8 protein-coding genes are annotated in these 11,924 nt (G+C 69.5%); all 8 read left to right on the plus strand.

What is annotated here, in order from left to right:
* Positions 1-25: 25 nt before the first annotated feature.
* The 8 genes from EWE75_RS14810 to EWE75_RS14845 all read left to right on the plus strand — a co-directional run bounded on the left by EWE75_RS14810 (position 26) and on the right by EWE75_RS14845 (position 11,785).
* Complete coding sequence (locus EWE75_RS14810) at positions 26-2,383, plus strand: sensor histidine kinase (protein WP_130158857.1); 2,358 nt, start codon at positions 26-28, stop codon at positions 2,381-2,383.
* Positions 2,380-2,826, plus strand: coding sequence for a tRNA (adenosine(37)-N6)-threonylcarbamoyltransferase complex ATPase subunit type 1 TsaE (tsaE, locus tag EWE75_RS14815; RefSeq protein ID WP_130158829.1), 447 nt, complete (start codon positions 2,380-2,382; stop codon positions 2,824-2,826). The genes EWE75_RS14810 and tsaE overlap by 4 nt, the downstream gene beginning before the upstream one ends.
* Positions 2,823-3,791 carry an aminoglycoside phosphotransferase family protein gene (locus tag EWE75_RS14820; RefSeq protein WP_165388395.1) on the plus strand — a complete coding sequence of 323 codons (969 nt, stop codon included), beginning with the start codon at positions 2,823-2,825 and terminating at the stop codon, positions 3,789-3,791. The genes tsaE and EWE75_RS14820 overlap by 4 nt, the downstream gene beginning before the upstream one ends.
* Positions 3,788-4,549, plus strand: coding sequence for a nucleotidyltransferase family protein (locus EWE75_RS14825; protein WP_130158833.1), 762 nt, complete (start codon positions 3,788-3,790; stop codon positions 4,547-4,549). Before EWE75_RS14820 ends, EWE75_RS14825 begins: the two co-directional genes overlap by 4 nt.
* On the plus strand, positions 4,542-7,520 hold the full coding sequence (gene addB, locus EWE75_RS14830; RefSeq protein WP_130158836.1) for a double-strand break repair protein AddB: 2,979 nt from the start codon (positions 4,542-4,544) through the stop codon (positions 7,518-7,520). Before EWE75_RS14825 ends, addB begins: the two co-directional genes overlap by 8 nt.
* Positions 7,504-10,956 (plus strand): double-strand break repair helicase AddA, encoded by a 3,453-nt coding sequence (addA, locus tag EWE75_RS14835; RefSeq protein WP_130158838.1) that lies wholly within the window; start codon positions 7,504-7,506, stop codon positions 10,954-10,956. The genes addB and addA overlap by 17 nt, the downstream gene beginning before the upstream one ends.
* Positions 10,957-11,020: 64 nt before the next feature.
* The gene (gene trxA, locus EWE75_RS14840) at positions 11,021-11,344 is read left to right on the plus strand and encodes a thioredoxin TrxA (protein WP_130158841.1); all 324 of its coding nucleotides are present in this window, start codon (positions 11,021-11,023) and stop codon (positions 11,342-11,344) included.
* Positions 11,345-11,476: 132 nt separating this feature from the next.
* Complete coding sequence (locus EWE75_RS14845; protein ID WP_130158843.1) at positions 11,477-11,785, plus strand: hypothetical protein; 309 nt, start codon at positions 11,477-11,479, stop codon at positions 11,783-11,785.
* The last annotated feature ends 139 nt before the right edge of the window (positions 11,786-11,924 follow it).

Genomic DNA, 11,924 nt, shown 5'->3' on the forward strand with positions numbered 1-11,924 from the left:
CTAACCCGGCAAGGAACCGTGGGTGATGCATGAGCTGCCGATCATGACGCTGACGCTCGCGGGCGTGCTGCTGGCGCTGCTGATCGGCGGTGCGGGATGGGTGTTGTTCCTAGGCCTCAGCGCGCGCCGTGCAGCGACGGACTCGATCGACACCGCTGCGCGTTTTACGGCGCTGATGCGGTCTTCTCCCGCATTGTCGGTTATCGTCCGCGCTGACGGGCGGCTCGATGCGCCCGATCAATTCGGCGATTGGCTCGGCCTGGCCACGACTCCGCGCTATCTCGCCGATCTTGCCAGCGAGGCGGGCGGGCTGTCGCCGCGGGATGCTGATGCGCTTGCTGCCGAGATCGCGGCGGCGCAGAAATCGGGGCGGCCGTTCAGCCGGTCGGTGCGGGCGATCGGGTCGTCGCGCGCGCTGATGATCCGTGGCGCCAAAGCGGCGAGCGAGCTGCGCGCGCCCGGCGGGGTCGTGCTGTGGGTGTTCGACGCGACCGACGACCTTGCCGAGATCGAGCGGCTGAGCGACGAGGTCGCCGCCGCGCACCGCGCGTTCGACGTGCTCACCGGGCTGATCCAAGCAGCACCTATGCCGATGTGGTATCGCGGCGCCGATATGCGGCTGGCGATGGTCAACAGCCATTATGCCGATGCGGTCGACGCCGCCGATCCCGAGGATGCGGTCGGGCGTGGGCTTGAGCTGCTCGAAGGGGGTGGGCGGGGCGGGCCGCTCGCCGGGGCGGTCGCGGCGCGCGATAGCGATCGGTTGCAGGTCAAGGCGATGCCGGCGACGATCAAGGGCGAGCGGCGGATGCTGCGCGTCTATGACGTGCCGATGCCCGATGGCGGCGTGGCCGGGTTCGCGGTGGATATCGAGGATCTCGAACAGGCGCGCGCGGCGATCAAGCGGCTGGGCGAGACCGAACGCGCGACGCTCGACCGGCTCTCTGCCGGTGTTGCCCAATTCGGCGCTGATCGCGCGCTGACCTTCTTCAACCAGCCGTTCCAGCGCATCTTCGGTATCGAAAGCGAGTGGCTGGGGGATTCGCCCGAGTTCGATCGCGTGCTGGAGCGGATGCGCGAAGGCAATCGCCTGCCCGAAGTGCGCGATTTCCCCGGCTGGAAGGCGGAGCGGCGCGCGTGGTTCGTCGCGACTGGCGGGGTTATCGAGGAGCAGTGGCATTTGCCCGGCGGCGTGCATCTGCGCGTCGTGGCGCAGCCGTTGCCCGATGGCGGCCTGCTGCTGATCTTCGAGGACCGCACCGAGCAGGTCCAGCTTGCCAGCGGCCTCGACACGCTGTTGCGCGTGCGTACCGCGACGTTCGAGAATCTGTTCGAGGCGCTCGGCGTGTTCGCCGCCGATGGCCGGTTGCAGCTCTGGAACAACAAGTTCCGCATGCTGTGGGATCTCGACGAGGCGTTCCTCGCCACGCATCCGCGCGTCGATGCGCTGGCCGAGAAGGCGGCGCCGCGGCTCGCCAATCCCGATCGGGCGGCGTTGATCGGCGAGCTGGTCCGCGCCGCGACGGTCGAGCGCCAGCAGCGCGGCGGGCAGGTGCGCTTCGCCGACGGGCGCTATTTCGAATTCGCCGCAGTGCCGCTGCCCGATGGCAACGGGCTGTTCACGATGCTCGACACCACCGACCGCCGCCGCATTGAGACGGCCTTGCGCGACCGCAACGAGGCGCTGGAGGCGGCCGACCGCGTGAAGACCTCGTTCGTCGCCAATATGAGCTACGAATTGCGCACGCCGCTCACCTCGATCAGCGGTTTCGCCGAGATGCTGAGCGCCGGCTATGGCGGCAAGCTCAACGATACGGCGGGGAGTTATGTCGACGCGATCCTCGAATCGGTAAAGCGGCTCGGCGCGCTGGTCGATGACGTGCTCGATCTCACCCAGAGCGATGGTCCCGAGCCGGCGGTGGTCCGCGAGGAGGTCGATCTGGTGCCACTCGCGCGCGGTGCTGCGCGGGCGGTCGCGCCGTTGGTCGAGCGGCGCACGCTCGAGTTCGTGGTCGAGGTGATGCCCTCCGCCGGGATCGTGCGCGGCGACACCAAGCGAATTCGCCAGGTGATCGAGCATCTGCTTCGCCATGCCGTCGTCGGCACGCAGCAGGGCGGACGAATCCTGCTCCATGTCGATGGCGATTCGCGCGCGGCGCGGATCGTTGTGTCGGATGACGGGGCGGGGATGAGCCCGCAAGCCGTGGCGCGCGCGTTCGACCGTTTCGCGCAGCCCGACGTGACTCGCGACGGCGAACGCGCGCTGGGCTTGGGACTGCCGCTCGCCAAGCAGTTCGTCGAGGCGCATGGTGGGACGATCGAGCTGATGTCAGAGCCGGGCGAGGGCACCGCGATCACCGTCCTGTTGCCGCGCAACCGATGACGCTCGATCTTCCCGATGAAGCGGCGAGCGCTGCGTTTGGTGCGCGGCTCGCCGCGCTGGTGCGGCCGGGCGACGTCATCACGCTGACCGGGTCGCTCGGCGCGGGCAAGACCAGCATCGCGCGCGGTCTGCTCGCGGCGCTCGGGCTGGAGGGGGAGGCGCCGAGCCCCAGCTTCGCGATCGTCCAGCCCTATGCGCCGCCGGAGACCGCATTGCCGGTGCTTCACGTCGATCTCTACCGGATCGAACAACCGCAAGAGATCGAGGAACTCGGGCTCGACGAGGCGGCGGCGGAGTCGTTGCTGATTGTCGAATGGCCCGATCGCGCGCCGGGCGCATGGCCGCACGCGCTGGCGCTGGCGCTCGATTTTACGCCCGACGGCGGGCGCCGCTTGACAGCGCAGGTGCCGGCGGCATGGAGAGCGCGATGGCCCTTTCCATGATTCCGCCGCCGCAAGCGCGCGCTTTCCTCGACGCGCTCGGCTGGGGCGATGCCGAGATCCTGCCGCTCGCGGGCGATGCCTCGTTTCGGCGCTATTTCCGCATCGTCGCGCCGAACCGGCGCGCGGTGTTGATGGACGCGCCGCCGCCGCAGGAAGACCCGCGCCCGTTCATCGCTATCGCCGGCTGGCTCGCCGAGCGTGGCTTTCGTGCGCCGGCGATCCTCGGCAGCGATCTGGTGCATGGCCTCGTGCTGCTGGAGGATTTCGGCGACGATCGGTTGCGCGAAACCGCCGATGCCGAGCCGGAGCGACAGACCGCTCTGTATGGCGCGGCGATCGACATTCTCGTCGATCTGCACACGCATGAAGCGGGTGATGTGCCGCCTTATGATCGCGCGGTTCTGCACCGCGAGGTCAATCTGCTCCCCGAATGGTATTGCCCGGCGGTTGGCATCGAACCCGATCTCGCCGGTTATGTAGCCGCTTGGGATGCGGTGTTCGACGCCGCGCTCGTAGGCCCGCGTGTGACGGTGCTGCGCGATTATCATGCCGAGAATTTGATGCTGCTCGAAGACGGCAGCTTCGGCTTGCTCGATTTTCAGGACGCGCTCGCCGGCCATCCGGCGTATGATCTTGTCTCGCTGCTTCAGGATGCACGGCGCGACGTTCCGGTCGAGATCGAGGCCGCTATGCTGGCGCGCTATCATGCCGCAACCGGCGCGGGCGACGCGTTCGATACCGCTTACCGCGTGCTCGGCGCGCAGCGCAACGCCAAGATCGTCGGCATCTTCACCCGGCTGTGGCAGCGCGATGGCAAGCCGCGCTATGCGGCGCTGTGCCCGCGCGTGTGGGGCTATCTCGAACGTGATCTCGCGCATCCCGATCTCGCGCCCGTCGCGGCGTGGTTCGACGCCAACATCCCGCCCGCGCTGCGCGGCGATCCGATACAGGTGATGCAGGCATGACCGCCAAGAAGACGCTCGCGCTGCGCCCCGTGCCCGATGCGCGCGTGCCCGAAACCGCGATGGTGATGGCGGCAGGACTGGGCAAGCGGATGCGCCCGCTCACCGCGACACGCCCCAAGCCGCTGATCGAGGTCGCCGGCAAGCCGCTGATCGATCATGTGCTCGACCGGCTGCGCTCGGCGGGCGTCAAGCGTGCGATCGTCAACGTGCATTACCTCGCCGACGCGCTTGAGGCGCATTTGCGCAACCGCGTGAAGGGCATCGAGGTCGTCGTCTCGGATGAACGCCGGCAGTTGATGGAGACCGGCGGCGGCATCGTCCAGGCGCGCGAGCTGATCGGCGATGCGCCATTCGTGGTGGTCAATAGCGACAATCTGTGGATCGACGGGCCGAGCGATGCGATCCGGCTACTCGCGGCGCAATGGGACGACGCGCGGATGGACGCGCTGTTGCTGATGGTGCCGCTCGCGCGCGCGAACAACCATGTCGGGCAAGGTGACTTCCGGCTCGCGCCCGATGGCCGTATCACCGGCTGGCGCACGCCCAGCAAGCCCGCGCCGTTCGTCTACACCGGCGTGCAGATCCTCTCGCCGCGCGTGATCCGCGACTGGCCGGAGGGGGCGTTCTCGACCCGGCTGTTCTGGGAACGCGCGATCGAGGCGGGCCGCGCTTATGGCATGGTCCACCAAGGGCTGTGGTTCGACGTCGGTTCGCCGGCGGCGATCGGCAAGACCGAGGCGATCCTCGCCGATGGCTGAGCGGGCACGCCCGCATCTCTACACGATCCCGGCCCATCGCGCGTTCGCCGACTCGCTCGCGGCGGGGTTGATCCGGCGGTTCGGCGAGCAACCGCTCGGCCTCGCGCGCGGGCTGGTGCTGCTGCCCAACAACCGTGCCAAGCGCGCTGTCACCGATGCGTTCGTTCGCGCGAGCGGCGGTGGGCTGCTGCTGCCGCGCCTCGTCGCGCTCGGCGATCCGGCGCTCGATGAGGCGGCGGGCGCGGCGCTCGATCCTGCCGACGAGGCCGATCCGGTGCCGCCGGCGGTGGCGCCGATGCAGCGCCGGCTGATCCTCGCGCGGCTGGTCGCGGCGGCACGCGAGCGTGCCGGCCAGCCGATCGACGCCGCCGAGGCGGTGCGGCTGGCCGGCGACCTCGCGCGGACGCTCGACCAGTTGCTGGTCGAGGAAGTGCCGCCGCACCGCCTGCGTGAGATCGAGCTCGGCGAAGAGCTGTCGACGCACTGGCACCGTGCGCTCGATCTGTTCGGACTGGTGCTCGATCGCTGGCCCGCCGAGCTGGCGCGGCTTGGGTGCATCGATCTGGCCGACCGGCGCGCGCGGCTGCTGCGGCGGCTGGCGGTGCGCTGGAAGGATGCGCCGCCCGCTGGCTTCGTTTGTGCGGCGGGCGTCACCGACACCGCGCCCGCCGTCGCCGCGCTGCTGGGCCGGGTCGCGACGCTGGAGCGCGGCATGGTCGTGTTCGCCGATCTCGCCACGGCGATGGACGAGCCGGAGTGGCAGGCGCTCGGCCCGCATGCGCCCGATCCGGTTACCGGCGCCATCAAACGCTCGATCGAGACTCACCCGCAATTCCACCTCAAGCTGCTGCTCGACCGGATGGGCTTCAACCGCGCCGAGGTATCGGTGTGGCGGGGCGGCAGCGAGTTCGACGCCACGGCGGCGCGCGGCAAGGCGATCGCCAGCGCGCTCGCCCCGGCCGATTTCACCGGCAAATGGACCGAGCTTCCTGCCGCCGAGCGTCGCCTTGCCGGCATCGAGGCGGCCGAACTGGCAACCCCCGGCGAGGAAGCGCAGGCCATCGCGCTGGCGCTGCGGCAGGCGCTGGAAACGCCCGAACGGACGGCGGCGCTGGTCACGCCCGACCGCGCGCTCGCCCGGCGGGTGGCGGCGCATTGCGGGCGCTGGGGGATCGACATCGACGACACCGCCGGGCGGCCGCTGTCGATCCTGCCGTCGGGAACCTTGCTGCTCGCGCTGGCCGATGCCGCCGCGCAACGTTTCGCGCCGCTCGCGCTGCTGACCTTGCTTAAGCATCCGTTGGTGCGCGCGGGCGACGGGCGGCGCGGCTGGCTGGAGGGTACGCGCAAGCTCGATCGTGTGCTGCGCGGGCCGCGCCCGGCGGCGGGGCTGGCCGGTATCGACGCGCATCTCGCCGACGCGCCCAAGCGCGAGGCGGCACGCCGCGCCGCTGCTGCGGTGTGGTGGCCGGAGGCCCGCGCGCTGCTCGCGCCGCTGGAAGCGGTGTTCGAGGCCGGTGCGCAGCCGCTCGGTACGTTGGTTGCCGCGCTGCGCGAGACCGCGCAGGCTCTGTGCGGCGATATGTTGTGGAGCGGCCCCGCCGGCCGTGCCGCGTCCGATTTCCTTGCCGATCTCGAGGCGCGTGCCGACGACGGCCCAGTGCTGGTCGATCCCGATTCGCTCGCTGCTTTGCTGCGCACGCTGATAGACGAGATCGCGGTGCGGCCTCAGCAGCACGGGCATCCGCGCCTCGCCATCTACGGCCTGATCGAAGCGCGGCTCCAGACCGCCGATCTGATGATCCTCGGCGGCCTCAACGAAGGTGTCTGGCCCGGCCAGCCGGCGCCCGATCCGTGGCTGGCGCCGCGCATCCGCGCGATGCTGGGTCTGCCGGGGCAGGAACGCGCGGTCGGGATGGCCGCGCATGATTTCGCGAGCGCGCTGGGTGCGCCGAATGCGCTCATCACCCGCGCGCGGCGCGATGCCACGCAGCCGGCGATCGCCTCGGGGTTCTGGCTGCGGTTGCAGGCGCTCGCCGGGGAGACCTGGGCGCGCGGCCGGGCGCTGCCGCTCGAACGCTGGACGCGCGCGCTCGACGATCCCGGCGCGCACGATCCCGTCGATCAGCCGGCGCCGTCGCCCGACGCGACGCTTCGACCCAAGCAGATCGCCGTCACCGATGTCGATCGCCTCAAGGCCGATCCGTTCGCCTTCTACGCACGCCAGATCCTGCGGCTCGCTCCGCTCGATCCGGTCGATGCCGATCCGAGCGCGGCATGGCGCGGCACCGCCGTTCACGCGATCCTGGAGGAATGGGCGCGCGAGGACGCTTGCCACCCCGACAAGCTCCACGACCGCGCCCGCGCGATGCTGGCCGACGAACGCACGCACCCGATGATGCGGGCGCTGTGGCAGCCCCGGCTGATGCAGGCGATCGACTGGATCGCGCGCACGATCGAAAAACAGGCCGAGGAGGGCCGCGCAGTGATCGCGGTCGAGCGCAAGGGCAGTATCGATTTCGCCGGCGTGACGCTCAACGGCACATTCGACCGGCTCGACCGGCTCGCCGACGGCAGCCTCGTCGTGATCGACTATAAGACCGGCATGCCGCCGTCGCCTGCCGCCGTGCGCGCGGGGTTCAGCCTGCAACTCGGTCTGCTCGGCCTGATCGCCGAGCGCGGTGGGTATGAGGGGATCGCCGGTCAGGCGCGCGGCTTCGAATATTGGTCGCTTGGCAAGCGCGCCGACCAGTTCGGCTACGTCACCTCGCCGGTCGATCCCGCCGGCAAGTACGACAAGGTGTTGCCCGAAGAGTTCACCACGCTTGCCGCGCACCATTTCAGCGAAGCGGTCGGCCGTTGGCTGACCGGGGGGGAGGCGTTCACCGCCAAGCTCCACCCCGAATTCGCGCCCTATAGCGAGTATGACCAGTTGATGCGCCGCGACGAATGGTATGGCCGTGAGCGATAGCGGCACGACATCGCTGCCGCCGCTCAAGGACGATCAGGCGCGTGCGAGTGCGCCCGACGGCCATGTCTGGCTTTCCGCTTCGGCGGGCACGGGCAAGACGCAGGTGCTGACCGCGCGAGTCTATCGGCTGCTGCTGCGCGGGGTCGATCCGTCGGCGATCCTATGCCTCACCTTCACCAAGGCGGGCGCGGCCGAGATGGCGGGGCGGATTGGGGAGCGGCTGGCGGCATGGGTTCGCATGCCCGAGACGCAGTTGTTTCTCGACCTGCGCGCGCTCGGCGAGGAAACCACGCCCGATATGTACCAGCGCGCGCGCACCCTGTTCGCCAAGGTGCTCGACGCGCGCGGCGGCGGAATTCGTATCCAGACGATCCACGGCTTCTGCCAGAGCCTGCTCGCTGCCTTCCCGGTCGAGGCGGGGCTGGCGCCCGGCTTCCGCCCGATCGAGGCGCGCGAGGAAGCGGTGCTCGCGCGTGAGGCGCTGGCCGAATTGCTTGTCGATGCCGATCGCGACGGGCGCACGCGCCCAGTCGAGGCGGTCGGTGCGCTCAGCGTGCGGCTGGGCGAGGGCGAGGCGGAGAAGTTCTTGATCGCCTGCGCGCGCGCGCCCAAGGCGATGGCGGCGCTACCAATGGGCGCCGAGGGCGTGCGCGCCTTCGTGCGGCGCCAGCTCGATCTGCCGATGGGCGAGATCGAGGCGGCGATCGTCGCGGGGTGCAGCGACGACGACTTCGACTGCGACGCGGTCGCGCGGCTCGCCGCCGCCAATCGCGCATGGGGCACTGCCACTGGCGGCAACCACGCCGACATCGCCGAATGCTGGATCGAGGCTGACCCCGAGATGCGCGCGCGGATGCTGGTTGATCTCGTCACCGTGCCGTTCACCGCCAAGGGCGAGCCGCGCAAATATTCGAAGAAGCTGCTCGACGCCGATGTCGACTATGCCGATCTCGCGCAATCGGTCGGCGAGGCGGCGAGCGCGTTGCTGTCGATGCGCCACCGCGCCGTGTATGCCGATCTGCTCGCCGACGCGCTCGATGTCGGGCGCGATTATGCCGCCGCGTATGCGCGCGCGAAACGGCGGCTCGGCGCGGTCGATTTCGACGATCTCATCACCGCGACGATCGACCTGCTCAATCAGCCCGGCATCGGCGAGTGGGTGCGCTTCAAGCTCGACCGCGAAACGTCGCACATCCTGATCGATGAGGCGCAGGATACCAATCCCGAGCAATGGGCGATCATCGGTGCGCTCGCCGACGAGTTCTTCGCGGGCGAGGGCGCACACGGCGGCGAGACGCGCACACTCTTCACCGTCGGCGACTTCAAACAGGCGATTTTCGGCTTTCAGGGCACTGACCCAGCGTTCTTCGCGGCGGCGGAGGATCGGTTCGGCAAGCTCGCGCGCGGCGCGTGGAATGCCGAGGCGGAATTGCGCAAGCTCGGCCATCCGACCGCAGCCGGCGCGTGGAACCGGCTGTCGCTGACTCAGTCGTTCCGCTCGACCCGGCCCGTGCTCGAGTTCGTCGATGCGACGATGGCGGTTCTGCCCGAGCCGGGGCTTGGCGCGGTCGCGGTGCTCGAACGCCATGCCAGCGAAGTGCCCGGCCCCGGCACCGTCACGCTCTGGCCGCTGATCGTCGCGGGCGGCAGCGAGGAGGACGAGGAAGGCTGGATCGCCGATTCGACGCGCGAACTCGCACGCCGGATCGCGCGTACGATCAAGGGCTGGATCGGCACGTTGATGCTGGAGAGCAAGGGCCGCGTGCTCGAACCGCAGGACGTGATGATCCTCGTCAAGCGGCGCGGTGATCTCGCCTCGCTGATCGTCGCGCGACTGTATGCGGAGGGCGTGCCGGTCGCCGGCGTCGATCGGTTGCGGCTCAACGCGCCGCTCAGCGTGCAGGATCTGCTCGCCGCGATCCGCTTCGTGCTCCAGCCCGAGGATGATCTGTCGCTCGCGTCGCTGCTGGTCTCGCCGCTGATCGGCTGGACACAGGAGCGGTTGATGGCCGCCGCGCCGCGCGGGTCGGGGAGCCTGTGGCGGCATCTCGAACGCACGATCGGCGACGATCTCGGGCCGCTTCGGGGGATGCTCGATCGGGCCGATATCGCCACGCCGTACCAGTTCCTCGAAGAGCTGCTGTCGGGGCCGCTCGGGGGGCGGCGCGCGCTGCTGCGGCGGCTGGGGCAGGAGGCGCGCGATCCGATCGAGGAACTGCTCACCGCCGCGCTTCAGTTCGAGACGCAGGGCACGCCCTCGCTGCAACGCTTCCTCGACTGGTTCGATCGCGGCGAGGTCGAGATCAAGCGCGATCCATCCGCGCCGCTCGATGCGGTTCGCGTGATGACCGCGCATGGCGCCAAGGGGTTGCAGGCGCCGCTGGTGATCCTAGCCGATGCGGCGGTCGATCCCACCAAATCACCGCGCACGACGCTCAAATGGCCGGTGGACGAGATTGCCGCCACGCTGCCGATCTTCCGCCCGCGCAAGGAGGAAGCTGGCCCGCTCGCCGAGATCGCCGAGGCGACCGCGCAGCGTGAACTGGAGGAGCATTGGCGGCTGTTCTACGTCGCCGCCACCCGCGCCGAGGAGCGGCTGGTGATCGCGGGCTCGCTCGGTCCGCTCGCCAAGGGCGAGCCGCCGCCGGCAAGCTGGTATGCCGCCGCCGACCTAGCGATGACGGACCTTGGCGTAGAGCGCGAGGCTGACGGCACGCGCAGCTTCATCGGCAGCGTTGAGCTAAAGCCGGTCAAGCGGCGCGACAGGGGGACGGCGATGGCAGAGGCGCCGTCGCCGGTGCCGGACTGGGCGCATCAGCCCGCCCCGCAAGAAGCGCGCCCGCCGCGTCCGCTCTCGCCCTCGTCGCTCGGGGACGATGCGGTCGCCGATCCACCGCCGACCCCGCTGATGCGTGAAGCCGCCGAGCGCGGCCGGCTGATCCACGCGCTGTTCGAGCGGCTGCCGCCGATCGCGCCCGATGCCCGCGCCGCCGCTGCCGATCGCTGGCTGGCGGGGGCGGGCGGCGTCGGCGATGCCGAGGCGCGCGCGGAGATATCGCAAACGGTGCTGGCGATCCTCGACGATCCGCGCTTCGCCGCTTTGTTCGGTCCCGATGCGCTCGCCGAGGCGCCGATCGCGGCGGTGGTTGGCGATGGCGTGGTGGTGTCGGGCACGGTCGATCGGCTGCTGGTGACGCCGGAGACTATCATCGTGGTCGATTTCAAGACCGGCCGCCGCGCGCCGCAATCGCTGGCGGAGGTGCCGCCGTATCACGTCCGGCAGATGGCGGCCTATGTCGAGGCGCTCAGGGTGATCTTCCCCGAGCGGCCGGTCGAGGCGGCTTTGCTCTACACCGGCGCGCCGGCGTTGTTCGCGCTTCCGCCCGAACTGCTCGCCGCGCACAAGCCGGGCTTTGCGGCCGCGCAGCAAAGCTAGGCGGAAGCGGCTTGAGCCGGGCGGGCGCGCACCCTACGTTACCGTTCGAACAAGGAGACACCAGATGGCCACCAAGCAGATCACCGATTCCAGCTTCGATACCGATGTCCTCAAGGCCGATGGCCCCGTGCTCGTCGATTTCTGGGCGGAATGGTGCGGGCCGTGCAAGATGATCGGGCCGAGCCTCGAAGAGATTTCCGAGGAGCTCGGCGAGCAGGTGACGATCGCCAAGCTCAACATCGACGAGAACCCGGATGCACCCGGCAAGTACGGCGTGCGCGGCATCCCGACGATGATCCTGTTCAAGAACGGCGTCCCGGCCGCCACCAAGGTCGGTGCTGAGCCGAAGGGCCGGCTCAAGGCCTGGCTCGAAGGCGAACTGGCCTAAGCGAGACGATCGCCCCGGACGGGTCTTCATCCGTCCGGGGCGTCGCTGCGCCGCAGCATATTTCGAACGACACAATTGGCGGTTAGATCGTTTCGCGGTGGCGATTCGCCGTCGATCGTGAAGAGGTCTCCCATGAAGTTCGCCGCACTCCTGCTTGCCGCCGTCGCCGCGCCAGCGCTCGCGCAGACCCCCGCGACCCCTCCGGCGGCACCTGCTGCCACGCCCGTCGCGAAGTTCACGCTCGACACGCCGGTCGAGACGATCGCCGCCGACCCCGCCGGCAAGGCCGTGCTCAACGCAGATATTCCGGGTCTGCTCGTCCATCCGATGTACGAGAGCTTCAAGAGCATGGGGCTGCTCGATCTTCAGGGCATGTCCAAAGGCAAACTGACCGACGCGATGCTGGCCAAGGCCAAGACCGACCTCGCCGCGCTTAAATAAGCGACGTGTTTGTCCCCTCCCTGGAAGCAGGGCTATCGCATTTGAGCGAGGAGAGAAGAGAGATAGTCGTCGTGCCATCCGGCGTGTTTAAATTTTCTGCGGATGGAGAGTTTTCGGGTGTCGTGCTGGAGCAAATTGA

Origin of the sequence: Sphingomonas populi (assembly GCF_004208535.1) — a bacterium.
Lineage (GTDB): Bacteria > Pseudomonadota > Alphaproteobacteria > Sphingomonadales > Sphingomonadaceae > Sphingomonas > Sphingomonas populi.